This window comes from Streptomyces sp. NBC_01717, assembly GCF_036248255.1.
Classification (GTDB): domain Bacteria; phylum Actinomycetota; class Actinomycetes; order Streptomycetales; family Streptomycetaceae; genus Streptomyces.
This window is the reverse complement of sequence record NZ_CP109178.1, coordinates 4,408,968-4,434,654: the sequence shown is the minus strand read 5'-3', so window position 1 is coordinate 4,434,654 and position 25,687 is coordinate 4,408,968. Positions and strand designations below refer to the sequence as shown.

At 68.1% G+C, this 25,687-nt stretch carries 19 protein-coding genes, 1 tRNA gene and 1 pseudogene; 11 read left to right on the top strand and 10 right to left on the bottom strand.

Going from position 1 to position 25,687, the window contains the following annotated elements; all coding sequences use genetic code 11:
• Window positions 1-123 precede the first annotated feature (123 nt).
• From OHB49_RS20045 to OHB49_RS20030, 4 genes are all read left to right on the top strand, one after another.
• On the top strand, window positions 124-528 hold the full coding sequence (locus OHB49_RS20045) for a PPOX class F420-dependent oxidoreductase (RefSeq protein WP_030977821.1): 405 nt from the start codon (window positions 124-126) through the stop codon (window positions 526-528).
• A gap of 91 nt (window positions 529-619) precedes the next feature.
• A complete protein-coding gene (gene cysS, locus OHB49_RS20040; RefSeq protein ID WP_030977822.1) occupies window positions 620-2,023 on the top strand; it encodes a cysteine--tRNA ligase in 1,404 nt (467 codons plus the stop codon).
• Window positions 2,024-2,104: 81 nt separating this feature from the next.
• Window positions 2,105-3,061, top strand: a complete 957-nt coding sequence (gene rlmB, locus OHB49_RS20035) for a 23S rRNA (guanosine(2251)-2'-O)-methyltransferase RlmB (RefSeq protein ID WP_030929505.1) — start codon at window positions 2,105-2,107, stop codon at window positions 3,059-3,061.
• Window positions 3,062-3,441: 380 nt separating this feature from the next.
• A complete protein-coding gene (locus OHB49_RS20030) occupies window positions 3,442-5,034 on the top strand; it encodes a DoxX family membrane protein (protein ID WP_030977823.1) in 1,593 nt (530 codons plus the stop codon).
• 89 nt (window positions 5,035-5,123) lie between these two features.
• On the opposite strand, the gene OHB49_RS20025 is transcribed toward OHB49_RS20030, so the two are convergent.
• The 3 genes from OHB49_RS20025 to OHB49_RS20015 all read right to left on the bottom strand — a co-directional run bounded on the left by OHB49_RS20025 (window position 5,124) and on the right by OHB49_RS20015 (window position 7,665).
• Window positions 5,124-5,843 carry a nucleotidyltransferase family protein gene (locus tag OHB49_RS20025; protein ID WP_030977824.1) on the bottom strand — a complete coding sequence of 240 codons (720 nt, stop codon included), beginning with the start codon at window positions 5,841-5,843 and terminating at the stop codon, window positions 5,124-5,126.
• 34 nt (window positions 5,844-5,877) lie between these two features.
• On the bottom strand, window positions 5,878-6,294 hold the full coding sequence (locus OHB49_RS20020; protein WP_030977825.1) for a hypothetical protein: 417 nt from the start codon (window positions 6,292-6,294) through the stop codon (window positions 5,878-5,880).
• Between the two features lie 234 nt (window positions 6,295-6,528).
• On the bottom strand, window positions 6,529-7,665 hold the full coding sequence (locus OHB49_RS20015; RefSeq protein ID WP_313938491.1) for an ABC transporter ATP-binding protein: 1,137 nt from the start codon (window positions 7,663-7,665) through the stop codon (window positions 6,529-6,531).
• A 240-nt stretch (window positions 7,666-7,905) separates the two neighbouring features.
• On the opposite strand from OHB49_RS20015, the gene OHB49_RS20010 reads away from it, so the two are divergent.
• Window positions 7,906-7,979, top strand: a tRNA-Thr gene (locus OHB49_RS20010).
• Between the two features lie 45 nt (window positions 7,980-8,024).
• On the opposite strand, the pseudogene OHB49_RS20005 reads toward OHB49_RS20010, so the two are convergent.
• Window positions 8,025-8,466 (bottom strand): annotated as a pseudogene (locus OHB49_RS20005) (tyrosine-type recombinase/integrase); the annotation flags it as partial.
• A gap of 16 nt (window positions 8,467-8,482) precedes the next feature.
• Window positions 8,483-8,623 (bottom strand): hypothetical protein, encoded by a 141-nt coding sequence (locus OHB49_RS20000; protein ID WP_329161930.1) that lies wholly within the window; start codon window positions 8,621-8,623, stop codon window positions 8,483-8,485.
• Window positions 8,624-8,826: 203 nt separating this feature from the next.
• Here OHB49_RS20000 and OHB49_RS19995 point away from each other — a divergent pair, with 203 nt between their 5' ends.
• On the top strand, window positions 8,827-10,251 hold the full coding sequence (locus OHB49_RS19995) for an integrin-like protein (protein ID WP_329161929.1): 1,425 nt from the start codon (window positions 8,827-8,829) through the stop codon (window positions 10,249-10,251).
• 263 nt (window positions 10,252-10,514) lie between these two features.
• On the opposite strand, the gene OHB49_RS19990 is transcribed toward OHB49_RS19995, so the two are convergent.
• Window positions 10,515-10,676: a hypothetical protein gene (locus OHB49_RS19990; RefSeq protein WP_158711247.1), complete on the bottom strand. Its 162-nt coding sequence runs from the start codon at window positions 10,674-10,676 to the stop codon at window positions 10,515-10,517.
• A gap of 742 nt (window positions 10,677-11,418) precedes the next feature.
• On the opposite strand from OHB49_RS19990, the gene OHB49_RS19985 reads away from it, so the two are divergent.
• The 5 genes from OHB49_RS19985 to OHB49_RS19965 all read left to right on the top strand — a co-directional run bounded on the left by OHB49_RS19985 (window position 11,419) and on the right by OHB49_RS19965 (window position 17,288).
• Entirely contained in the window at window positions 11,419-11,703 is a 285-nt protein-coding gene (locus OHB49_RS19985; protein ID WP_158711248.1) for a hypothetical protein, read from the top strand.
• A gap of 678 nt (window positions 11,704-12,381) precedes the next feature.
• Complete coding sequence (locus tag OHB49_RS19980; protein ID WP_329161928.1) at window positions 12,382-12,672, top strand: lactococcin 972 family bacteriocin; 291 nt, start codon at window positions 12,382-12,384, stop codon at window positions 12,670-12,672.
• Window positions 12,673-12,806: 134 nt separating this feature from the next.
• Window positions 12,807-14,924: a hypothetical protein gene (locus OHB49_RS19975; protein WP_329161927.1), complete on the top strand. Its 2,118-nt coding sequence runs from the start codon at window positions 12,807-12,809 to the stop codon at window positions 14,922-14,924.
• A gap of 43 nt (window positions 14,925-14,967) precedes the next feature.
• Complete coding sequence (locus OHB49_RS19970; RefSeq protein ID WP_329161924.1) at window positions 14,968-15,618, top strand: ABC transporter ATP-binding protein; 651 nt, start codon at window positions 14,968-14,970, stop codon at window positions 15,616-15,618.
• Between the two features lie 209 nt (window positions 15,619-15,827).
• Window positions 15,828-17,288: a glycosyltransferase family 39 protein gene (locus OHB49_RS19965; protein WP_329166558.1), complete on the top strand. Its 1,461-nt coding sequence runs from the start codon at window positions 15,828-15,830 to the stop codon at window positions 17,286-17,288.
• A gap of 297 nt (window positions 17,289-17,585) precedes the next feature.
• Here the strand turns inward: OHB49_RS19965 and OHB49_RS19960 are convergent, their stop codons facing one another.
• The 4 genes from OHB49_RS19960 to eccCa all read right to left on the bottom strand — a co-directional run bounded on the left by OHB49_RS19960 (window position 17,586) and on the right by eccCa (window position 25,684).
• Window positions 17,586-18,455, bottom strand: a complete 870-nt coding sequence (locus tag OHB49_RS19960) for a hypothetical protein (protein ID WP_329161922.1) — start codon at window positions 18,453-18,455, stop codon at window positions 17,586-17,588.
• A 216-nt stretch (window positions 18,456-18,671) separates the two neighbouring features.
• Window positions 18,672-20,015: an esterase-like activity of phytase family protein gene (locus tag OHB49_RS19955; RefSeq protein WP_329161920.1), complete on the bottom strand. Its 1,344-nt coding sequence runs from the start codon at window positions 20,013-20,015 to the stop codon at window positions 18,672-18,674.
• A 187-nt stretch (window positions 20,016-20,202) separates the two neighbouring features.
• Window positions 20,203-21,621 carry a DUF6177 family protein gene (locus OHB49_RS19950; protein WP_329161918.1) on the bottom strand — a complete coding sequence of 473 codons (1,419 nt, stop codon included), beginning with the start codon at window positions 21,619-21,621 and terminating at the stop codon, window positions 20,203-20,205.
• A gap of 88 nt (window positions 21,622-21,709) precedes the next feature.
• Entirely contained in the window at window positions 21,710-25,684 is a 3,975-nt protein-coding gene (gene eccCa / locus OHB49_RS19945) for a type VII secretion protein EccCa (protein ID WP_329161916.1), read from the bottom strand.
• Between the last annotated feature and the right edge of the window lie 3 nt (window positions 25,685-25,687).

Genomic DNA, 25,687 nt, shown 5'->3' with positions numbered 1-25,687 from the left:
GTCACGTGCGCCGGTCGGGGTGGCCACCTTCCGGGTGGGCGGTGCGGGAAGGCGGGGCGGCGTTGCCCGGTCGGGGTACGTGTAGGAGCACTGCACACCCCCGTCTCCTGGAGGACGTACGCCATGACCGCCGAACTCTCCGCCGAGCTCAGGTCGCTTCTCGACACCCCTGTCTTCGTGACCGTCGCCACCATCCAGCCCGACGGCAGCCCCCAGTTGTCCCCTGTCTGGGTGAAGAGGGACGGCGACGACGTCCTCTTCTCGACGACCCGCGGCCGCCGCAAGGAGCAGAACCTGAGCCGCGACCCGCGCGTCTCCGTCGTCGTCCAGCCGTTCGCCGCTCCGTACACCTACGCCGAGATCCGCGGTGTCGCCGCTCTCACCACGGAGGGCGGCGACGAACTCATCGACGAACTGTCCGTGAAGTACACCGGCAAGAAGTACGTGGAATTCAACCCCGCCTCCGGCGACGACGACGAGCGTGTCGTCGTCCGGATCACCCCGCAGAAGATCGTCGGGCGTATCTGAGGACCCGTTCGGGGATCGTCCCTGTCACAAGTTGTCCTCGCGATTCCCAATGGGTCGCGGGGCACTGGTGCGGGCCCACTACCCTTGAGGGGTGACTATTCGCCTGTACGACACCAGCGCCCGGCAGATCCGTGACTTCGTCCCGCTCACAGCGGGCTGTGTCTCGATCTACCTCTGTGGCGCGACTGTCCAGGCCGCCCCGCACATCGGGCACATCAGGTCCGGGCTGAACTTCGACATCATGCGCCGCTGGTTCGAGTACCGCGGCTACGACGTCACGTTCATCCGGAACGTCACCGACATCGACGACAAGATCATCAACAAGTCGGCCGAGCAGGGCCGACCCTGGTGGTCGATCGGGTACGAGAACGAGCGCGCGTTCAACGCCGGCTACGACGCCCTCGGCTGCCTCCCGCCCACCTACGAGCCGCGCGCGACCGGCCACATCACCGAGATGATCGAGATGATGCGCGGCCTCATCGAGCGCGGTCACGCCTACGAGGCGGACGGCAACGTCTACTTCGACGTGCGGTCGTTCCCCGGCTATCTGGAGCTCTCCAACCAGGACCTGGACGATCTGCGTCAGCCGTCCGGTGACGGTGAGACCGGCAAGCGCGACCAGCGCGACTTCGCGATGTGGAAGGTCGCCAAGGACGGCGAGCCGAGCTGGGAGACCCCGTGGGGCCGCGGCCGGCCCGGCTGGCACCTGGAGTGCTCCGCCATGGCGCACAAGTACCTCGGCACCGCCTTCGACATCCACGGCGGCGGCATCGACCTGATCTTCCCGCACCACGAGAACGAGATCGCCCAGGCCAAGGCCTACGGCGACGAATTCGCGAAGTACTGGGTGCACAACGGCTGGGTCACCATGTCCGGCGAGAAGATGTCGAAGTCGCTCGGCAACTCCGTGCTGGTCAGCGAGATGGTCAAGGCATGGCGCCCCATCGTGCTGCGCTACTACCTCGGCACCCCGCACTACCGGTCGATGATCGAGTACAGCGAGGAGGCACTGCGCGAGGCCGAGTCCGCGTTCGCGCGGATCGAGGGCTTCGTGCAGCGCGTCATCGAGAAGGCGGGCGGCGAGGTCGCGGCCGCCTCCGAGGTGCCGCCCGCGTTCGCCGAGGCGATGGACGACGACCTGGGCGTCCCGCAGGCGCTCGCGATCATCCACACCACGGTCCGGCAGGGCAACTCCGCTCTCGCCGCCGACGACAAGGAAGCGGCCGTCGCGAGGCTCGCGGAGGTACGGGCCATGCTCGGCGTCCTCGGCCTCGATCCGCTCGACCCGCACTGGGCGGGCGAGGGCGACCGCGGCGAGGACCTGCACGGGGTCGTCGACACGCTCGTGCGCCTCGTCCTGGACCAGCGTCAGTCGGCCCGCGAACGCAAGGACTGGCCCGCCGCCGACGCGATCCGAGACCAGCTCAACCAGTCGGGCCTCGTCATCGAGGACAGCCCGACCGGCCCACGATGGACGCTCGGCCCGCGCCAGTAGTCCTCACCGTGTGCCGCCCGGCGATCCGGGCGGCACACTTTCATTACGTACGCACGTCTGAAGCAACGAAACAGGTAGGTCATGGCCGGGAACAGCCAGCGCAGGAACCGCCGCACGTCCAACAAGAAGGGCATGCAGGTCGGCAGCGGTGGCCAGCGACGCCGTGGTCTCGAAGGCAAGGGACCGACGCCGCCCGCCTCCGCCCGCAAGGGACACAAGAAGAACCGGGTGGCGAACGCCCAGGCCCGGCAGGCCGCAGTTCGCCGACCCGCCCCACGGCGCGGTGGCGCCAAGGGCACGTCCGAGATGGTCGTGGGCCGTAACCCGGTCTACGAGGCGCTGCGCGACGGCGTCCCGGCGACCACTCTCTACGTCCAGCAGTACATCGACAACGACGAGCGGGTCCGCGAGGCGCTCCAGCTCGCCGGCCAGCGCGGCAACATCAACCTGATGGAGGCGCCGCGCCCCGAGCTCGACCGGATGACGAACGGCCTGAACCACCAGGGCCTCGTCCTCCAGGTCCCGCCCTACGAGTACGCGCACCCGGAGGACCTCACCGCCGCCGCGTACGACAACGGCGAGGACCCGCTGATCGTCGCGCTCGACGGGGTCACCGACCCGCGCAACCTGGGTGCGATCGTCCGCTCCGTCTCCGCCTTCGGCGGCCACGGCGTGGTCGTGCCGGAGCGCCGCGCGGCCGGGATGACGGCGGGCGCCTGGAAGTCCTCGGCGGGTACGGCGGCCCGTACGCCGGTCTCCCGGGTGACGAACCTGACCCGCGCCCTGGAGGGCTACCAGAAGGCCGGCATCACGGTCGTCGGCCTCGCCGCGGACGGCGAGCACACCGTGCAGGACCTGGAGGCCCTCGGCGGCCCCGTCGTCATCGTGATCGGCAGCGAGGGCAAGGGCCTGGGCCGCCTGGTCGGCGAGACCTGCGACTACCGGGTGCGGATCCCGATGCCGGGTGGCGCGGAGTCGCTGAACGCGGGTGTCGCGGCAGGCATCGTGCTGTACGAGACGGCACGCCGCCGCGCCTGACACGCCGGGTGACCGGTCCGGGCCGACCGGACCGGTCAGCGAAGCCTCCCGACGGTCGGTGTGGCGCTGTCGGCAGGGTCTGCCGACAGGAACGAACCGCTGCGCCGGGAGACCGCAGGCAGTGGCCGCCATCGGACGTGCCCTTTGCGCCGACGGGGCGGGAGTGCCAATTCCCCTACGCCTGCCGCAGTATCGCGAGTAATCGCTCCACGGAAAAGCACCCGGTCGGACGTCGGCCGACGGAGGGTGCACCCGCCACCACCTGTTGACGGGCCTCGGACACATCGGGTCCGTCAAGGCAGTGTCCTAAACACACATCACTCGGTTAGATGAGTGTGGACACCAGAACGCCTCGGTTCGACGAGCTACCCGCCCTGAGTATGACCAAGGTGGACTGCGACCCTGCGCAGGTCATCGTCAACCACGCCAGCTTCCGGGTGCAGCTCGCACCCGGCCGGCAAGCACGGCTGCGTGGTGCCGCTCCCGCGGGTTCGGTCAGGATCCCCGCCATGGGCGGCCCCGGTGCGGGACGCGGCCGGCGCTCGCCCGTCGTGTGGAGCGGCAAGTCCGCCCCCGGCGACCCCGGCGCCACCGGACTCCTCCAGGCCGTACGGAACTCCACCGCGGGCCGCCCCGACGGCTTGTACGGTTCGTACAACTCGTACGGCTCCGAGTTCGACGACGATCGAGGTCCGGGCGCCACGCAGGTCATCCCGCGCCTGGACGAGACCCAGCCGAACCCCGTCATCACTGCACCCCACCAGCCCGGCCGGACCGGCAACGGCCCGCTGCTGCCGCCGATGCGGCAGGCGGTCGGCGCCTACGACGCCGTCGACACCGGCCCGTACGGGCCGGAGCCGTACGAGGAAGAGCGGTACGAGGACGGCGAGTTCGGTGAGACCGTCGGGAGCCGGTCGCACCGCCACGGCACGGACACCGTCCGGCACGCGTACTACCCCGGCCGCCGGATGAACCTCGGGGTCGTACTCCTTCCCATGCGGGTCTTCCTCGGCTTCATCTCCATCTACGCCGGCATGGGCAAGCTCTGCGACCCCGTGTACTTCGACGGCGGCGACCGCGGCTCCATGGTCAAGTGGCTGACGTCACTGCGCCCTTGGGCGCTCGCGGAACCGCTGCGGGACTTCGCGCTCTCCCACCCCGTCGGCGCCGGGCTCACCGTCGCCTTCCTCCAGGTCGTCGTCGGGGTCCTCACCGTCCTCGGCCTGTGGCAGCGGGTCGCCTCCTCCGTGGGCGCCCTGCTCTCCGCGGCGCTGCTGGTCACCGTCAGCTGGCGCACCGTCGCCGTCTACGACGCGCCGGACATCATCTACCTCGCCGCCTGGAGCCCACTGATCATCGCGGGCGCCCCCGTCTACTCCGTCGACGGACGGCTGGCCGGCGAGGCATGGCGCAGGCTCGGCCCGCGCTCCTCGATCTGGGACCTGCGCCGCCGCGTACTGCGCCGCGGCGCAGTCGTCGCCACCGTCGTCGTCGGGCTCACACTTCTGGTCGGCTCGATGCTCGGCGGCGCCGTCCGCTCCTCCGAGGTCGTCACCGTGCCCGGCCCCCACGGCAACCCGACCAACCAGCTGCCCGGAACCCCGCTCCCGCAGAAGTCCACCGGCGGCCAGGCGTCGCACACCCCCGCCGGACAGAAGCCGTCACCGTCGCTGTCCAGCTCCGCCACCCCGTCCGCGCAGGCGTCCACGCCCGGTACGGACACCGTCCGCGAGGCCGGCCAGGCCGCCGGCGCCGGCCAGCCCAGCCAGACGCAGGGCACCGGCCAGCAGCCCCCGCAGCAGACGACTCCGCAGCAGCCCCCGGCCACCAGCTCCGGACCGACCTCGTCCGGCTCCACAGGCACGGGCGGCGGCTCCACCGGCGGCGGTTCGACCGACGGCGGCTCCACCGGCTCGACGTCCGGCGGCACGTCGAGCGGCGGCCGCAACCCGATCGGCGGCCTGCTCGGCTGAGGCCCGGCGTCCGGCAGACATGGAGGAGGGGCGGCCACCGGAAACCCGGCGACCGCCCCTCCTCCGTACCCGTCGCACTTCCGTCCACCTCAGCGGGCCTGCGGGCCGTCCAGCTCCCGCGCCGCCTCCGTGAGGTCCTTCGCGGTGTCGATGGCCCGCCAGTACGCCCCCAGCGGCAGCGGGTACCCGGCCAGCCGACGCTCACGGGCCAGCCGCGGGAACGTCGTCCGCTCGTGGTCGCCCCGGTCCGGCAGCAGCGTCGTGAACGTCGGCGAGAAGACGTACACACCCGCGTTGATCAGGTAGGGCGACGGCGGCGCCTCGATGAAGTCGGTGATGTGCCCGAACGCGTCCGTCTCCACGGCACCCCACGGGATCCGCGGACGGGCCAGGGCCAGCGTGGCGGTCGCATCGCGCTCCGCATGGAACGCCGCCATCTCACGCAGCGAAAAACGGGTCCAGATGTCGCCGTTCGTGGCGTACCAGGGCTCCGAAGGATCCGGCAGCCGGGTGGCGGCGTACTTGAGACCGCCGCCACGACCGAGCGGCTCCGACTCCACCACAGTGGTCACCCGGAGTGGCAACACGGCCTCGGCCAGCCACTCCTGGAGCACCTCGGCAAAATGACCGCACGACACGACGGCATCGGTCACGCCCTCGGCGGCCAGCCAGGAAAGCTGATGGCCGATGATCGGGGTCCCGGTGCCCGGGATCTCGACCATCGGCTTGGGGCGGTCATCGGTGTACGGGCGCAGCCGTGACCCCTGGCCACCCGCCAGGATCACGGCCTGCGTCGGATACGTATGCATGCCAGGCACGATATGCCGTGCCCGTCCGCACCGGTCAGCTGAACTGAGCGACACCCGAGGCGAACGACGTGTCACAGACGGGACGGGAGAACCGCTGCGCCCGCGCGGGACCGTACTGCTCGACTGCGGCCCGGCCCAGGGCCCTGGCGATCGACATGCAGTGCCGGGCGAGCGACGGGCGTCCCTCGACGGTCCGCTGAAGGTCCGTCAGCGCGGTACCCGGGTCCTTCTGCCGGAGTTCCACGAGCAGCCGGTCGCGCAGCACGTCCTGCGGGGCGCGCGCCGCGGCGGGCTTCTTCGATACGGTCTCCGCCGACGCGGTGAGTACCTGCGACTCGGAGTTGTGCGCTGCCCACGGCACACGGGTGACCGCGAGGGTCCCGGAGAGGACCATGACGACGGGCAGGACGAGAGCGAGAGTTCGGCCGATGCGGCGCGCGGTGTGGGTCACGCAGCGAGCGTAGCGGGCAGTGATGATTTGGCGACATTTCGTCACCCTCGCGGGGGATGGTTCGAGGGTGCTTTTCGAATTCCGTGTTGACGACCACGGGTGAAATGACCGAAGTACCGGGGTATTTGGCCCTGTCCCCGAGTCTCTTCGCTCAAACCTCAACATGTGCTCGGATACGCGGACGGCCCCGCACCACGAGGGATGCGGGGCCGTCGTACGGCGTTGTGCGCGACGTCAGCCGACGAGACGCTCGCCCGTCGAGGTCGAGAAGACGTGCAGCTCGTCCGGGCGCGGCACGACGTGCAGCTTGGTGCCCTTCTCCGGCACGGCGCGGCCGCCGACGCGGACGACGAGGTCCTTGTCCGCACCGCCGACCTGCGCGGAGCCGTAGACGAAGCCGTCGGCGCCGAGCTCCTCGACGACGTTGACCGAGACGGCCAGGCCGGCCGGGGCGTCGGCGCTGTCCTTGGAGAGCGACTTGGCGGCGGCGCCACCGTGCTCGACGATGTCGAAGTGCTCCGGGCGGATGCCGACCGTGACCGTGGTGTCACCCTTGTCCGCGGCGGCGGTGAGCGCCTCGCGGGAGACCGGGACGACGCTGTTGCCGAACTTCACGCCACCGTCGGTGATCGGGACCTCGACCAGGTTCATGGCCGGGGAGCCGATGAAGCCGGCGACGAAGAGGTTGGCCGGGCGGTCGTACATGTTGCGCGGCGAGTCGACCTGCTGCAGCAGACCGTCCTTGAGGACCGCGACGCGGTCACCCATGGTGAGGGCCTCGACCTGGTCGTGCGTGACGTACACGGTCGTGATGCCGAGGCGGCGCTGGAGCGACGCGATCTGCGTACGGGTGGAGACACGGAGCTTGGCGTCGAGGTTCGACAGCGGCTCGTCCATGAGGAAGACCTGCGGCTCACGCACGATGGCGCGGCCCATCGCGACACGCTGACGCTGACCACCGGAGAGCGCCTTCGGCTTGCGGTCCAGGTAGTCGGTGAGGTCGAGCATCTTGGCGGCCTCTTCGACCTTCGCCCGGATCTCGGTCTTGTTGATACCGGCGATCTTCAGCGCGAAGCCCATGTTGTCCGCGACGGACATGTGCGGGTAGAGCGCGTAGTTCTGGAACACCATGGCGATGTCCCGGTCCTTCGGCGGCAGGTGCGTGACGTCGCGGTCACCGATGCGGATCGCGCCGCCGTTGACGTCCTCGAGACCCGCGAGCATGCGCAGGGAGGTCGACTTGCCACAACCGGAAGGACCGACGAGGACGAGGAACTCACCGTCCGCGATGTCGATCTCCAGCTGGTCCACGGCGGGCTTGGTGGAGCCGGGGTAGACGCGGGACGCCTTGTCGAACGTGACACTGGCCATGCTGAATCTTCTCCTCCACCGGCAGGAACGTGCCGGACGATCCGAGTAAGGGAGTGGTCTGGTCCACTTGAGTGAACCCTTAGCGACGCTACCTGGCCATTAAGAATCTGTCAGTAGTTCGAGGGGGACGGATATCTCGCACTTCCGGCTGGTCACGGGTGCGGAAGAACGTCGTGGATCAGGAGGTGGGCCGCTGTGTAGAGTGTGGGAACTTGCGCGCGCGGCTTTGGCGTGCGCGTTGCCTCCTTAGCTCAGCTGGCCAGAGCAACGCACTTGTAATGCGTAGGTCGTCGGTTCGAATCCGACAGGGGGCTCAGGTGAAGCCCAGGTCAGATGTGCTCTGACCTGGGCTTTTGTCGTCAGCGGATGCGGCGGCGGGCGCGGGAGCGGGCCGCGCGGCGGTTCTCAGTCTCAGTCGCGGGCTCAGGCGCCGGTTCCGGAGCGGGTAGGAAGGCGTCTCCCATGCGACGCATGGCGTCCTTCGAGAGATGCGAGCGGCCCTTGACGTAGCGACGCGTCTGACTGATCTGGGTGTGCCGAAGGATCTCCATGATCGTGGGCATGTCCACGACCAGCTCGTTCAGGATCGTGCCAGCCGTGTGGCGGCTCCCGTCGTAGAGGCGACGGTCACCGATGCCCGCCTCGGCCGTCGGCCCAGGTGAACACGGCCTGGTGCTCCTGCCAGAGTTCGCCGGCTGCCTCCCGTAGTTCGTCCTGCTGTGCCTTGTGCGCGATCAGGTAGGGAATGAAGGCGGGCGGGATCGGTGTACCGGGTTGGTGCTCTTCTGCGCAGGGCCGCGAAGTCGGCCTCGAGCCACTAGATCAGGCGCTGCCGTTCATCGGTCACCGCGGTGACGCCGTTCTCCTTGGTCCGGTGCGAGACGATGTCCCATCCGAGGACGAGCCGCAGCTCGCGCAGCTGCTTCTTGGGGCCTCCCTTGTGCGTGTCCCGCGCCACAAGGTCTCTGATCTCGGTCCCCTCCGGATTGTCAGCCGACAGCCTGGGCGGAATGTGAGGGGAGCCCATAGACGCGGACCCAAAGGCGGCGGAATCGGACGCGTCGGTCAGGTTGCGCAAACGTACTCCCTGTCTCGTACAACCCTTCAACCCCTTGGCTCGTCTACGGCACCGCCCGGCACTGCTCCAAGGAGAAGACCGTCATGTCCCTGCCCTTCCGCACCGTTGTCGCCGCCGCGACCGTAACCGCGCTGGCTGGTGGCCTGTTCACCGCTGTAACCGCGGCACCGGCGTCCGCCGCCCCCGCCAAATACGCCGACGACTTCAATGGCGACGGACACCGGGACCTCGCGATCGGCATGCCGTACAAGACCATCAACGGGGCCCCGGCCGCGGGCGGCGTGATCGTGACTTTCGGCTCCGCAACCGGTCTGACCACCAAGCGGGTCGGGCTCAACCAGAGTTCGACCGGGGTTCCGGGGACGCCGGAGGACGGCGACCGCTTCGGTATGTCGATCGCCAGCGGAGACCTGGACGCGGACGGATACGCGGACCTCGTCGTGGGCGCCGACGGTGAGGATGTGGCCAGCAACGAGGGCCAGGGCAGCGTGACCATCCTCTGGGGCGGCACCAAGCCGTTCACCAGCAGCACCACGACCACGGTGGACAACCCACACCAGTGGCAGAGTCATGGCTTGGACGTGGCGGTGGGGGACTTCACTGGTGACAGCGGCGCGGACCTCGCCGTAATCGAGCCGGACGCGGTCGTCCTATACAAGGGCGGCTACTCCCGGGCGAGCCAGACAACCTCCGCCTACACCATGACGGTCCCGGGTGCCCAGCTCCGCAACTGGGAAGCAGCCGTGGGCGACGTCAACGGAGACGGCAAGGATGACTTGGCCGTGACCGGCGATCCCGGCACCGGACGCCCGGGCACCGACATCTACACAGGCCAGGAAGGCCGGCCGAACCGCATACAGCGCGTGGACGACGGCAGCACCGCGGTCGCCCTCGGCGACATCAACGGCGACGGCTTCGACGACATGGCCACCTCCCTCACCTGGCCCGACTCCTACTACGTCGACGACCCGAGCAACGGCTCCGGTTACGTGACCGTCCGGTACGGCAGCCGGACGGGCTTCGGCGACCCGGTGACCTTGCACCAGAACAGCACCGGTGTCCCCGGCGCCGACGAGGACGGCGACAACTGGGGATCCTCGGTAGCCATCGGCGACATCACCGGCGACGGCAAGGCCGAACTGGTGGTCGGCGCCAATGGCGAATGGCTCGGCGACCTGAAGAACGCCGGCGACGTGACAGTGTTCCGCGGCTCCGCCTCTGGTGTCTCGCAGTCCGGAGTCGTGCGCATTTCCCAGGACACCGCTGGCGTTCCGGGCGTCGCCGAGACCGATGACCTCTTCGGCGCCCAGGTCCGGCTCGCCGATTACAACAACAACGGCAAGGCCGACCTGGCGGTGACCGCCTCCTTTGAGAACGACCGCAGCGGAGGCCTGTGGACCCTGCCGGGTAGTTCGTCTGGCCTCACCGGCTCCGGTTCCAAGTCCCTCAGCTCCGCCGACTTCGGCCTCGCGAGCGGATCACGGCTCGGGGAGACGCTGCTCGACTAAGCCAGGCCCGGACCGGGACCCGTGCACCTGGGTGTCCTTTGACAGTGAACCCAGGCGCTCCGTCATCCAACCCAGTCGACGCCGACAACGCCGCTGGCGTCGCCCCGGCACACCGGCTCGAGCGGGGTTGTCGATGCTGCTTCTCGGCATTTGCCGGGCCGATGCGGACTTCCACGGCGGGGGTGGAGCCGGTAGTACCCGGAGTCCGACTCATGGCCGGTACTCGGGATCTCCGCCCGGGGAGTGGCGGAGCGGGCCCAGCGCTAGGGGCGCCGGACCAGAAGGACGTGGCCGAGGGAGGCCCCGACCCGGACCGGCTCCACACCACCGAGTACGAGATCCTCCTGCCGCGTGCGCGCTGCCGGCGAGCCCGCCGTGAGGAGCGCACAGCCCACCAGCCGCCGCTTCACCGGTGACAAGCGCACCCACTGCGTTGGCTCCTTGGGCTTCATCGGCGAGGAACACGTCCGTCTCCAGGAGACCGCCGCCGAGCACGGCCACAAGGGAGAATCGGGCTTCGCCGCCGATCAGACCCTGGTAGGCCCGCCGAAGCCTGGCCGGCGATGTACACGCGGCGGTCCCCGACTCTGCAGAGCGGCCTCTGGCCGGCAGGGCCACCGCTCACACACTGCCAGGACGTCCGCCACACCCGGCGGCCAAGGAATCCGAACGCGGGTCAGCCGCCGGTGCCGGCGGGTGCCACCTGGCGTAGGGCTGCACCAATCTACGGGTCGGGATGAATGAGCAGGACAGCAAGCCCCGTTGTTCACGCTTACGGCGGAAGGAAGTTCGCCGAACAGGGCGATCACGTCGATCCCCTGGCCGGAAGGAGTGCAGAGTGATGAACCATCAATTCGTTGCAGATTGCACTACCTACGCAGGGAGGACACCCAAGTCCGCTTGCGTGGAACGAGGTTGAGAATTCAAATATTGGTGATCGCTTGATAAATGGCCTTCACGTCCCGTAGGTTTTGGCATGCTCACCCGGTCGGCTGACCTCCGACAGCGGGTGAAACCCAGGGGGTAGGGGGACCAACTCTCAGATTTCGCCTGGCCTGTGCGGCCGAGGCGCTATCTGACGTGCCTAGCAGTAGCAGGGCAGGTGTGGGCCACAGCAACGTAACCGCCCCCTGCCATTTGGCACGTCGAGCTCCTGGAGAAACACACATGCGCAAGATGCTTTCGGTCTCCCGCCTCGTCACCGCTGCTATATCGGCTGCGCTCGCCTTTGGAGTTGCCGCACCCGCGCAGGCGGCAGGGGGATGGAATGCGACCGTGCAGTGCGTTAAGTGGCGCATCTCAGACAGCTCCGCCCATGGATATTTCAACGGGCACGGCTGGGCCAAGACACAGCCGGACGCGTGGAAGGCGGCTCTCAAGGACGCCAACGACCAGATGCCCCAGGGCTACCGCGCAAAGCACTGTGACAAGAAGAAGATCGTGAAGGGCTGACGCAATGAGGACGCGCACGCTGAACTTCGGCCTGTACGCAGATGAGCAAGGGCTGGCCCGGGCCAGACAGCTCGTTGAGGAGGCCGTCGCTTTCCGCAGCGCCCGGATCGTCGGAGTGAGGGCCGCACACACGGTTTTCGGGAGCGAACTGAAGACCGCTGACGCGTACGAATTTCTGGCGGAACAGTGGGCCTCGGAGCATCCCGGCCAGAGCAGCGGCGCCCGGGAACCGGTCGAGCTGTGCGTCCATTTGGTGTGCTCTCTGAGGACATGGCGGTCAATCCGTAAGGCAGTGATCAAGGCTTTGTGCCCGGAAGGCATGGCCCCCCATATCTGTCCCGTTCCATGGGTTGCTGCCTGAGTTGTTTCTCGCGGTCCGTCCTTTTGGCGGAACGCCGTAGCAAAATTACCGCACATCGCGCGGAGGTCGGCAATCCATGTGGAAAGGGCCCTCGGGGTGAGCTCTGAGCGGTTCTCCCCAGCGTGGGGCGCCGGGCGCCGGGCGAGCCGGCCATTCCTGATGCACTTGGCGGCACACAACTGCTAAGGCGGAAAATGTCTGGCAAGATGCCGATCGATAGCAATATCTTTCAGAGGGCAGGGGACCTATCGGTCATCTCTGTGATGTGCTCTGAGATGAAAATTCCAGCCAGACCGAAATGCGAAAGAGAGTCAATTATGAAGATGATGAACGGAATTAAGACTGTTGCTGCCGCGAGCCTCATAATCGTGGCCGCTGCGGCTCCCGCACTGGCCGTCTCCGAAGACGCTGGTGGCGGCAGATGGAGTCACGCCGTTGGCGGCGACTACGTGTACTCGAACTACTATCACAAGGACAATTACCACGCCTCGTCAGTCGAGGGAAAGTACTGGGCGAAGAGCGGTTGCACCAAGGAGAAGCTGTGGTCCAAGGCGTCGGCGGAGAAGGCTCTGACGGTCAGTAAGGCGTACTACGACCCGGCGTGCTAATGCCTGGTACACGCGGCGCTGAATCCTGAGCTGCTGCTCCTGGCTGCGGGATTGTTCTTTCGCCCCGCAGCCAGGTCTTTACATTCAATTATCGTGAAATGCGCGCTCCCGGAGTGCCCGAGCCTAGGTGACTGATGCTCCACCGAGGTATCAAGTTCGTCCATGCCGCCGTGTTGGTCTTCTCGGCGATGATGTCCTTTCTGTTCGTTCGAGGACTGGACGAGGAGTTGGTGCTGGGCAGTTCGGCTCAGATCTGGGTGTCCGACTCCGACGATTCGGTGAGCGGCGCTCAGGTTGTTCGGGCGATTGCCGCATTCTCGGATGAGTACGGGGTGGCCGTGGCTCGCGAGCTACCCGATGTGAAGAATCCGGATGGCCACCGGCACCTGTATCTGGCCTCGGGTGATTCGAAATCCGAGGCAGCGTCATGGCTGAAGGAGGGCTACCCGGCGTTCAGCGGGCATGTGACCACACATGTGCATCCGATCGTCGAGATCGGACAGCGTGACCCACGGGGTTTCTACTACGTCTTCGGATCGCCCGAAGCCGCAGACGCGTTGGTGGCGGAGTTCGCCGATCTAGGCTTGGGCGCAAGTGCACAGCATCCTCTTGCGTACAGCGAGCTGGCCCTTCTCTTCTCAGGCGATGATCTGCTCTGGTCCTTCTGGGTGGTCGCTCTCGCTGCGGTGACCATGACTGGCGCGAGTGTGCTGCTGGGTGCCAAGAACTATGGAGTACTACGCCTGCAAGGCAAGTCCTTCATGGATCTCCTTGCTCGTGATCTCAGGCAGCTGGCGACCTTTTGGACCTTGGCCGCAGGCGCTGTCGGGGCTGCGGTGCTGGGCATCCTCGGCCTCTACAACGGTCTCGCCTGGCTGGGTCTGTTCACTTTGGTGGCTGCGTGCCTCGCCGGCCTGCTCATCCTGTTCGTGCTGGTTGCCCATGCTGCTGCGCTCGCTCTCACCTTCAGGGTGGGTGTGCTGCGAGCCCTCAAGGGTGAGCTGCCTGCCAGAACGGCGTTCGTCGCTACGTACCTGGTGCGCATCCCCGCGGTGCTGCTTGCCCTTGGCTTTGCCATGGACGTCACACTGGCGAGCCAGCACGTCATGGCACGGCAGGACAACCAGGACATCTATGTCAAGGCGGGTGATGCCGTCACCATCCGGCTCAACGGCAGCTGGGGTGGCGACTCGAAGCCGGTGGTCGCGCAGGTGGGGCGCTGGCTGCGGCGAGCCGATGCGGCAGGCGAGATCATTGTTGCCGGGCGCGAAGATCTCCAGAACATCTCCTCGAAAGCTCGCCTGCCCAAGGGCGAGATGCTCATCGTCAATGAAAACTTCCTCGACGAACAACCGGTCTTCGGGCTGAAGGGGCAGCGGTACTTGCCAGTGCCGCGCGGCAAGAGGGACGCACAAGCCGGTTCGGTTCGGCTGATCATCCCCGAAACTCTAGGACGCCATACGTCGGACATCAGGGCGACGGTCCCTGATGTATTCGGCAGACTGGATCCGGATGTACGTCGGCGGCTCAAGGTGGAGACGCTCCAGGCCAAAAGCGGTCAGCGTGTGTTCGGGTATAACTCCGGTGATCGAAGCCCCAATGTCGCATACACTCCGGACGATGATCGGAGTTTGCTTCGCGATCCGGTCCTCGTCGTGGTCCCTAATGGTTCGAATATCCTCACCAACGATGCCTACACCACCTTCGCGACGCAGGATGGGATCGTCTTTCCTCACCCTGGCGACGTCCTGAAACCGCTTGAAGCAAACAAAAATGGTTTGCAAGCCTATGTGGCAGCGGTGAATCCAGTGGGGCAGAACGCTGCACTGAGGCTGAGGGAAGCCGTGAACGAGGCTCGGTTGCTTTTCTTCAACCTCATTGCATCCGTGGCCGTGCTCCTCATTACCGGCTTCGGGGTCTGCATAATTCACTCACGCAAGAATGCTCAGGCCGTGTTCGCACAGCACATCAGCGGTTGGAGATTCACTGCAACCCACCGTTTCGTACTCGCAGTGGAAGGTCTCGTTGCAGTTTTCCTTGCCTGGTGGGTGCCGATTCAGGTGTGGCAGCAGCATCAGGACGTCAAGGAATTCACCTCTCGAGGTATTCCTTCCCCCTTCCCGCCCGTCCAGATTACCGTGTTGGACCTGAGCGCTATCGGCGGGCTGGTTGTCATTGAATTCTGCGCTGTCCTTCTCGCTCTTGGAGTGTTTCACCGGCGCATCGTCAAGGAAGGGGCAACCGCCACTTGAGTCCCGCGCAGATGAAATCCCCCGTCCAAGTAGGAGTACAGTCGTGATCGATATTTTGAAGCTGTCCAAGAAATTCGGAACTCGAACCTTGTGGTCCGATGTCACCACCACCGTTAATCGTGGTGAGATGGTCGCTATTGTCGGGCCCAGCGGATCTGGAAAGTCAACTCTTCTCAACTGCATCGGTCTCCTCGACAAGCCGGACGGGGGAGAAATTCGTTACGAAGGAAAGGACATAACTCGGTTCGGGCGGGGCGAGACCCGGCGATTCCGTCGCGATGTTCTCGGATACCTTTTTCAGAACTACGCCCTGATCGAGAATGCCACTGTCGCCGTTAACCTGGGGGTTGCTGTCAAACCGAGGCGGGCCTTGCAAGGCGCGACCGGCGTGAGTATCAGCGAAGCCCTCGATCGCGTCGGTCTTGCGGGGCGAGAGGAAGAGAAGATCCATCATCTGAGCGGCGGGGAGCAGCAGCGTGTGGCGCTCGCCCGGCTCATGGTCAAGCAGCCGGCCCTGGTTCTCGCTGACGAGCCGACTGGAGCCCTTGACCATACCAATGCCACGGCGGTCATCGGCATCCTCCGTGAGATGAGCGATTCCGGATGCGCCGTTGTTATTGCCACCCATGACGATCGCGTCCGCGACCGGTGCGATGCCGTCTTCGCAGTCAATGAGAATCTTCTCGTTGCTTGACTGTCGCCTCGCGCGCGCTCGGGACGGACCAGCCGGGCTTCATCACCTGCCAAGTGCCCCTGGCCGAAGTGGAGAAGGATCCCACCGATCCAAATTCCTGTCGATCGGGGGCATTTTCCACACACGCGACCGTCCTCCGGATCGCGCTTGCGATGCATCCGGACTCTGACTTCGGTCCGCGCCGCCACCCCAAGGACCCGACCGCCTCCATGGCTTGCCACATAACAATTCTCCGGCGCCGTCTGCCCATCTGGTTGATCCCGTTTCTGTCGACCCTCGTCTTCGGTCTGTGGGGGTTGTCCCGGCAACAGAGCGTGTGGCGGGACGAGGCCGCGACCTGGCAGGTGGCCGGACGGTCCGTCGGGGACATCTGGATCATGCTGGGGCAGGTCGATGCTGTGCACGGGCTCTATTACCTGCTGATGCACGGACTTTTCGAATGCTTCGGTCCCAGCATCACAACACTACGTCTGCCTTCCGTGCTCGCGATGGCAATGGCCGCGGCATGTGTGACGGTCATCGGCCGGCGGCTGACCGGGGCCTGGGCGGCCCTGGGAGGAGGACTGGCCTTCGGGTTGCTTCCGGCCGTGCAGTTCTACCTCCAAGAGGGGCGCCCATATGCCCTTGTCGCGGCGGGGGCCGGTATTTCCACACTGCTGCTGGTCAATCAGTTGCAGGGGCGTGGCCGAACGGTGCACTGGGCGGCATACGGAGGCGCTGTCCTCGTGTGCGCGCTGTTGAACTGGCTGTCACTGCTCATTCTGCCCGCGCACTTGATGACCCTGATCTGGACGAAGGCAGGGCGAAGTACGTGGGTCCCCTGGGTGGCGAGCGCGACTGTTGCCATAGCAGCAGCATTGCCGTTGATTCTGTTCAGCCGGAGCCAGTCCAAGCAGGTTTCCTGGATCCCACCGCTGACGTGGCACATGATGATCGGTCCGGCAGTCCTACTGGCAATGGGTACTGTCGGGGCCTTGCTGGACCGGCCGAGGACGGGTCGACTCTCGTTGGCAACTGTCGCTCTGCCGCTGCTGGTAGCGCCACAGGTCGGTCTGATCGCCCTCTCATTGATTCAGCCGCTCTTCCTCGACCGCTATGTGCTGTTCAGCATGTTGGGTTTGGCCCTTCTGCTCGGCGCGGCGCTGAATGCTGCGGTCGAGGCGACCGGCCCGCGGTTCCCGCGAGCATCGCGGTGGCTCGTCCTGGGAGTGGTGGTGGCGGCGATGGTGGCGCTCTTGCCGCAGTCGCTGGCCAAACGGTCGCCGACGAGTCGCGTGGATGACGTTCTGGCGGTTGCGGCGCACGTGAGGCAGTTGAAGAAGGCCGGGGACGCAGTGCTCTTCATACCGGCGGCTCGGCGCGATACTGCACTGGTCTCCCCCGACGGTTTCGTCGGCCTGCGGGACATCGCGCTGGCGAGGGGCCCCGTGGCGTCCGGGACGTTGAATGGTGAGGAGACCGGTCCGGGCCGGATACGGACCGCGATGTTGGCGCAAGAGCGGATCCTGCTGGTCACTGATGCGCCCGAGGTGGCACGGCCGGTGTCGGCGCGGCGTGACAAGGCGAAGACTGCCGTACTGAAGAAGTACTTCACGGTGGTGGCGGACGAGCTGGTCCGAGGGCGGCGGGTGACCGTGTACGACCGGCGCGGGAAGAGGCCGGACGCCTGAGCGCCCACGCGCTTGACGACTCGGCGGCGGGACGCCGGGAAGGGCGTGGTGCTCCAGGATGCGGAACGAATTACGTGGCCCCATCCATCAGTCATATGGCGTTTGACGGCGACCTGCGTCTCCGTCGCGGGCGCCTTCTGCACCCTACGGCGAGCGGCCCGGGCCCCGAAGGACGCGGCGCCGGCCTCGGGCCTTTACCGGGTGGGCCCGTGGGCCGCAGGCTCGTGGTCTGCTCCTGCGCCTGCCTCACCGGCACCGCGACGTGCCGACCCCGATATCGGCCCGACGGGACAGCCCTTAGTAGCGGTCGAGGATCAGCCCGGTCTTGAGGATGTCGCCGTGGTACAGCCAGCCGTGGGACTCCGCGACGTCGATGGCGTCGGTGTGCAGCTTCGCCGCGTCGTCGTAGTTGTCCGCCTTGAAGGACAGTTCGACGACGTACTCGGTGCCCGAACCGCTCGCCCCGACGACCGGGAGAACCTCGATGCCGGCGTCGTCGGACGCCTCCCAGGCGCCTTCCCAGACCTGCGAGGTCACCGGACCGTGGGACCGGGAGGCCTGGAGGGCGGTCTTGCCCCAGTTGTCGGCGTTCCAGTCCTGGAGCTTGCCCGGGATTTCGTTCACCAGCCAGCTCAGACCGGTGCTGCTGCTCGGCATGGCCGTGCCGGAGTAGCCGGAGGCACTGTGGGACTTCTCGTTGCTGAAGCTGAGGGTCTGCTTGGCGTAGCCCCAGTCGACCTCGGCGTCGTAGTTGGTGTCGCTGCCGTCGAATCCGGCGGCGTTGGCTGTCGTGAGAGCGCCGTCGATGTCGCCGTCGGTGACGGTGAACCGCTTCTTGTAGCTCTCCTCGAACGAGGAGCCGCTCTTGTGCCGGAGCCGGACGCTCCAGCCCTGGGTGTCCAAGGCCTGGGCGCTGGTGTCGTAGTACGTGTACGAACGGGCCTTGGCGGAACCCGTGATGCCGAAGGCGGATTTCACGGCCGCGAGCGGGGTGTGCGACGCGTCCAGTGCGGCGGTGGTGAGGTTGATCTTCACTTCGTAGGTCGGAACGGCGTTGGACGCGGCCTGCGCGGGCGTCGTGCCGACGAAGAGGGACGCGGACGCGGCCAGGGCGATCGTCACGGCGGCGGGCGGGCGGATCCTGGCGGTGCGGGAGATGATCGTCATGGGGGGACGATCCCGGCCGATGATGATCACCGGCTGACCGGCGGATGCGTGCCGCATGAACGTCTGACGCCAAGTGGAGCGAAATGTAAGCCAGTTGTGAAAGTTGGCAGTGGTGACGCCGGGACGGTCCCGGCGGGCACGTGGTCCCGGCCCGCGCGCGGGCCGGGACTTCTCGTGGGCCGGGACCTCTCGTGACCGCCGTCGGCGACCGGGGACTCAGCGCAGCCGTGCGTCCAGGCGGATCTGGACCAGCGTGGTCTCCACACCGCTGTCGACGAGGCGGCCGTCGGGGCCGAACGCGCCGGCCCCGTCGGTCATGCCGAAGTCGTTGTCGTTGATGACCGCGATCGTCCGCGAGTCGACGACGGCGACGCCCTCGATCTTCTTCGGCGCGCCGGGCACCGTGTTGAGGTCGACGACGAGCTTCTTCGACAGCACCGGCACCCCCGCGGCCGCCGGGTTCGGCAGTGCCTCCAGCGACGGGGTGGTGGCGGTCGAGTCCCAGGCGGTGCCCAGGATGTTGTTCCCGGGCCGCAGCACCACCCGGTGGAGTCGGGAGGCCCGGTCCGTGCGCTCCTGCACCAGCAGGGTGTCCGGGCCGGTCGCGACCACCGAGGAGACCTTCAGCTCGGTCGGGTCGTCCTCGCCCGGGTCCACCGTGCCGACCGGGTCGAAGGCGTACGCGTACTCGGCCGTGACCTTGCCCCGGCGGGGCGAGAAGCGCAGCAGACGTGTGGTCCCCGACGCCTCGCCGACCTGCTTGGAGGGGTTGAGCAGCGGGCTCTGCAGGGCGATGACGAGGTCCCCGCCCGGAAGTTGGGCGAGGCCCTCGAAGCCCCGGTTGCCCTTGCGGGTGAGGAAGACCGACGGGAGGCCCTCGACCACCGGGTAGTCGGCGCCCTTCAGGGCCAGGCCCTTGGGGACGTACCGGGTGAGCACCCGGCCGGTCGCCGAGACGTGGACGAGTGACGGGCCGTACTCGTCGACCAGCCAGAACGTGCCGTCGTGAGATTGCACGATGCCTTCGGTGTCCAGCCCGTCGGGGTTGAACCCCAAAGGGGTGGAGGCGTCGTAGGTGTACGGGTTCTCGTCACGGCCGCTCTGGTTGGACAGTCCGGTCACGGGTGCGCCGCTGCGCGTCCGGATCGGGAGCGCCTTGAGGATTTCGAGCCTGGAGCCCTCGACCTTGACCTTGACGATCGCGGGGTCGAAGCCGGGGACCGGGAAGGTCCGCCGGTTGACACCGTCGATCTTGATCTGGCCGTTGGGGCCACGGTCGGTGACGGTCCAGAACTCCCCGCGTCGCCCGGCCGGGAAGAGGTCGCTGCCGATGCCGCCCAGGTCGACGCCGTGGTCGTCGGCCACCGAGTGGTGCAGCAGGGCGTTGGAGAAGGTGGCGAGCGGGATGTCCGGGAGGGTGGATGTCCGGACGACCTTGCCGGAGACACCCTGCTCGGGTCCCGACTGGGTGGTGGCGTCAGCCGCGGCCGGCAGCAGCAGGGAAACGGCGAGTGCCGAGACTGCCGCGACGGCGACCCGGCGGCGGGCCGGTCGAGTCATGTGTGGGTACCTCCACAAGTGGAAACAGTGAAGGGCCAGGCTGGTCACCGGTGATGAACATCCGTCAGCGGAGTGGTGAAGCGAGGGCGTCGCGCCCCTGTCGATAAGGATCGCCGGGGGCGCGGACCGGTGGGGTGGTCGCCGCGCGCGCGTGCTGCCGCAGGGTGAGTTGCCCTGGGGAGACCGGTCAGGAGCCCTTCAGATGCCGCATCAGGCGTTCGAAGTCCTGCCAGCCCGACAGGTCCGAAGGGTCGCCGGGCATCGGGTAGTACAGCGCGGGGCGGGTCTTCGGGCCGAGCTGGACCGGGGGCTCGGACAGCGGGGTGCGCCGGGCGCGGTCGCCGGGCATCTCGCGGACCTCCTCCGCGCCGAGCACGAACGCCACCGGTACGCCCGGGCCTTCGAAGCGGGGCGGTACCGCCAGGTCGCGTCGGGCCTTGCGGATCTGGATCAGCATCGACTGCAGGTGGTGGCGGGTGGCGAGGATTTCCGCGACCCGGGGCAGGGCGTCCACCGGTGGTTCTTCGCCGGCCCCGTAGCCGAACGCCAGCGTGACGTCCTCCTCCACGCCCCCCGTCGTACGGCTGATGCGGACCGTGGCGAGGCCTGGCCGCTCCGGGCTGCCGACCACCACGACCCAGGTCGGCGCGGGCGACCTGTCGTGGGCGACATCGGTGAGCTGGCGCAGTGACCAGGGCAGGTTGGCGGGCTCGGCGGTTCCCCAGCCCGCCGGGGGGTTGCCGGTGAGCTCGCGCCATACCGATTCCAGGGCGCCGCCGAGGACCAGCCGGTCGTCGGCGGGGTGGACGGTGCGGAACGAGATGGCGAGCTGGCGCTCGCCGGTGTCGGCGAACTCCTTGAAGGAGGCGGCCACCGGGGTGCGTGGGTCGTCGGGCGTCGCGTCGGCGGCCTCGACCGGTGCGAACATGCCGTTCTGCCAGCGCAGCACGGCGCCGGACAGGCCGTCGTAGTAGCCGTCGCGCTCGTCCTGCACGACCCAGCGCGACGGCCAGCCGGTGAGGCTGTTGCGTACGGCGGGGGAGAGCGTGGTGCCCGGGGAGGTGACGATCTGGAGGCCGAGTTCGGCGTCGGCGGTGGCCCGGAACGCGTCGGAGAGCCAGGCGGTCATGGCGACCACCGGCCGGTCCTGGATGACGACGGCCACCTTGTCGGTGAGCGCGTCGATTGCGGGCTGGGCGGCGGCGGGCGTGGGCGCGACGCTGACGCCGTCGGTCTTCACCACGGCGACGGAGCGGGCGGCCTCCGGTGGCCAGGCGGAGCCCCCTGCGAGGCTGATGAGGCGGGCCGCGAAGGTGCCCGCGAGCCGCTCGGCCTCCTCGACGCCGGTGGTGGCGCGCGCTTCGGTCCACCAGAACGGGACGGCGGGTGCGGTCGTCCCGAGCAGCCGCTCGGCCTCGCCGGCGACCTGTACGAGCAGCGGTGCCTCGACGGAGACGAGAGGTCGGCCTTCCTCGTCGCAGAGCCGTACGACGGCGTCCTCGCCCACGGTCTCCACCAGCTTGTCGGGGCCTCCGGAGAGCAGACCCGCGAGCACGGTCAGCGGGTCGGGCATTCTCCGGGTGAGGGCGATGACGTCCTTGGTCATGTGGTCGTCCGGTCCTTCGTGGTGCGGGGCGTGGATGTCGGTGCGGTTCCGCTTGTGGGCGCCGTGCGCGGGACGGTTCCCGGGGGCGTCATCCGGCGGTGTACACGGTCTGGATCAGGCGGTTCGACTGGCCTCTGCGGATGAGCACGCCGCGGCCGGCCGGCTGCTGGGTGGCGTACACCCCGGGGAACAGCTGGCCTTCGCTGCGGTCGCCCGCCATGACGATCGCCGAGGCGCCGGATTCGCGCAGGCCCTGCATCAGCGGCTCGTACATGCCGCGCGAGGCGCCCGCGACGCGGCGGGTCAGGACGAAGTGGAGCCCGATGTCGACCGCGGAGGGGATGTACGGCAGGAAGGGTGCGAGCGGGGCGAGCCCCGCGGTGGTCAGTACGTCGTAGTCGTCGACGAGGACCACGATCCGTGGACCGCTGCCCCAGCTGCCGGGCTCCAGGTCCTCGGTGCCCGCGCTGTCGTCGGGCAGTCGCTTCTCCAGCTCGGTGGCGATGCCGGCGGCGAGGCCGGCGCACATCTTGGCGTTGTACGCGTAGCCGCCGCGGAACTCCTCGGGGATCGCGCCGCGCAGTCCGCGCCGCGGGTCCATGACGGCGAATACCAGCTCGTCCTCGCTGTAGCGCTCGATGAGTCCGCCGGCGACGGTCTTGAGCAGGTTCGTCTTGCCGCATTCGCTGTCGCCCATGATCAGCAGGTGCTGGTCGTGGTGGAACAGGTCGAGCAGGACGGGTGCGAGGGCCGTCTGGTCCAGGCCGATCGGTACCCGCTTGGGCTCGGCGACCGGGCCGGGCAGCAGGTGCGGTTCCAGGACGTGCGGCAGGACCCGTACGGGCTGGGCGACGTCGCCGCTCCAGGTGGCCCGGACGGTGCGGGCCGTCCGTTCCAGGACGGCGCCGAGGTCGGACGTGTCGGGGAGACCGTCCGTACGGGGGAGCGCGACCTGTGCGAAGAGTTTGCCGTCGGTGAGGATGCGGCCGGGTTCGTCGGGCGACAGGGTCTGGGCGAGCTTGCGGTCGATGCTGGACTCGCTGGGGTCGTTGAGGCGCAGCTCGACGCGGGTGCCGAAGTTCGACTGGGTGGCGATGCGGACGTCGTTCCAGCGGAGCATGCCCGCGACGACATGGATGCCGTAGCCGCCGCCGCGCTTGAGGATGTCGACGACGGCGTCGTCGACATCCTCGAAGTCGTCGCGGAGTGCGCCGAAGCCATCGATGACGAGCACGATCTCGGCGGACGCCAGCTGGGGTAGCCGGCCTGCCGCGTGCAGGGTGCGCAGCTGCTCGACGGAGTCGATGCCGTGTTCGCGGAAGAGTTCCTCGCGGGCGGCGAGTGCGTTGCGTACTTCTTCGACGGTGCGTCCGGCGCGTTCGCGGTCGGCGCGGCCTGCGACGCCGCCGACGTGCGGCAGGTCCGCCAGTGCCTGGAGGCCGCCACCGACGAGGTCGAGGCCGTAGACGCCGACTTCCTGCGGGGTGTGGGTCAGCGCGATCGACAGGGCGAGTGTGCGCAGCAGGGTGGTTTTTCCGGACTGCGGGCCACCGATGACGGCGGCGTGGCCGCCCGCGACCGTGAGGTCCAGGTACCACTGGCCCTGCCACTGCTTGGTGGGGTCGTCGAGCAGACCGAGCGGAACTCGGAGCGGTCCGCTCCGCTTGGCCAGCTGCATGCCGCGCGGGCCGACGTCCAGCGGGCCGGCGACCTTGTCCAGGGCGATGGCGTCGGGCAGCGGCGGAAGCCAGATGCGGCGTACCGGACCGGCGGCGTTCTCCAGCTGTCCGACGATGACACCCATCTCCGTCGGCCCGGTCTCGCGACGCCGTACGGTCGGCTCCTGCTCGCCGGAACTCTCCTTCTTGGCGAGGGTGTTGAACGCTTCGTACTCGAGGGCGAGCGGCCCGGTGTCGACCTCTTCCGCGCGCTGTACGGGGCCGCGGTAGGCGCCGGAGACGTAGCTCGCCTTGAAGCGCTCGTAGTGGCTGGTGTCGACCTTGAGGTAGCCGAAGCCGGGCAGTGGCGGCAGGTGGAAGGCGTCCGTGGTGTCCAGGACCGTGCGGGACTCGTCGGCGGAGAAGGTGCGCAGGCCGAGCCGGTACGAGAGGTAGGTGTCCAGGCCCTTGAGCTTGCCGCCCTCGATGCGCTGGCTGGACAGCAGCAGGTGCACACCGATGGAGCGTCCGATGCGTCCGATGGACAGGAACAGGTCGATGAAGTCCGGCTTGGCGGTGAGGAGTTCACCGAACTCGTCGATGACGACGAACAGGTGCGGCAGCGGGTCCAGGTCGGGCCGCTTGTCGGACCGCAGGGCGGCGTAGTCACCGATGTCGGCGACGTTGCCCGCGTCCTTGAGGACCTGCTGGCGGCGCTTGACCTCACCGGCGAGCGAGGCGTGGACGCGCTCGACGAGGCCGGCCTGGTTCTCCAGGTTGGTGATGACACCGGCGACGTGCGGCAGGTCGGCGAAGGGTGCGAACGTCGCACCGCCCTTGTAGTCGACCAGGACGAGTGCGAGGTCCTCCGGCGGGTGGGTGGCGACCAGGGCGAGGACGAGGGTGCGCAGCAGCTCCGACTTTCCGGAACCGGTGGCGCCGACGCACAGGCCGTGCGGGCCCATGCCGAGCTCGGAGGACTCCTTGAGGTCGAGGAGTACCGGCTCGCGGGAGTCGCTGACACCGATCGGTACGCGCAGGAAGGAGCGTTCGCCGCGCGGCGCCCACAGGCGTGACAGGTCGAGCTGTGCGACGTCGTCGATGCCGAGCAGGTCGGCGAAGTCGACGGGTCCGGACAGCGGGGCGTCGACGAGGGACTCGGCGGCGAGCCGCAGCGGCGCCAGCATCCGGGCCAGGCCTTCGGCGAACGGGATGCTGACCTCGTCCACGGTGCCGTGGGCGCTGATCGGTTCCTGCTCGCGCAGGTCCTCGATGAGCACCTGGTCGCCGTCGACGGTGATGCGTACGCCGACGTGCCCGGGCTCCTGGACCCGCTGTTCGAGCAGGTGGAGCATCGTGACACTCATCTCGCGCAGGCCCACCGCGTCGTCGGGGCAGGGCAGGTCCACGGCGTCCTCGCCGTGTCCGTCGGCGACGACGAGCAGCCGTGACGTCATGGACAGGGCGTCCTTGCCCGACAGGCCGCGGCGCACCTCGGCCGCGTACGAGGCGCGTCGGCGCAGCTCCGCTCCGATCTGCCGGGCGAGCTGGGGTGCGGACGGGGCGATGCGTCGGGCGGCGACAGGGCCGTCGAGCTGCTCGGGGTCGAGCAGATGCGGCATCCACTTGGCCCACTCCCAGTCGGCGAGCCGGTCGCCGGGTACGGCGAGGGCCATCGCCACGTCGTCGGGGGCATGGGTGGCGGCGGTCTGGACGAGCAGGGCGCGGGCGACGCGCAGGCAGTCCTCGCGGGGCCCGATCACGCTGACGTTGCCGACGCGGTCGAGCGGGACCGTGAGCGGGAGTTCGGTGCCGGTGCGGAACCGGGACATCAGTGCCGATGCCTCGTTGAGCATGAAGCGGTCGGGCGGGGAGAGGACCGAGGAACCCTGCTGGGCGACCTTCAGATCGCGTACGGGCATCTCGCCGGTGCCGACGCGGACCCGCAGGAAGTCGCCGTCGTGGCGGCGGCGCTCCCACAGCCGGGCCGGGTCGCGCACTATGTCGTACAGGGCGTCCGGCGGCGGCGTGAGGATCTCGGTGCGTTCGCGCCGTTCGCGTTCCTCGCCGGAGAGTTCCTCGCGCAGGTCCTCCAGATAGGCGAGATAGGCCTCGCGCTGGGTGCGGCGGGTGCGCTGGGCCTTGCCGCGCTGGGAGAAGACGAGCGCGACGGAGCCGATGACGGTGACGACGAGGATGATCGCGCCGAGCCCGGCGAACTGGCTGTTGCGCACGACGGTCATCATCACGACGGACGACATGACACCGGCGACGGGCAGCAGCGACATCGCGATGTTGCCCGACTTCCCCTCGGGGAGGTTGGGCGGCGCCTCGATGGTGCGTGCCTCGGAGGGGGGCGCGGGCCGGGTGGTCCTCGCCGGGCGGTGGATCAGTCGGGTACTCATCGG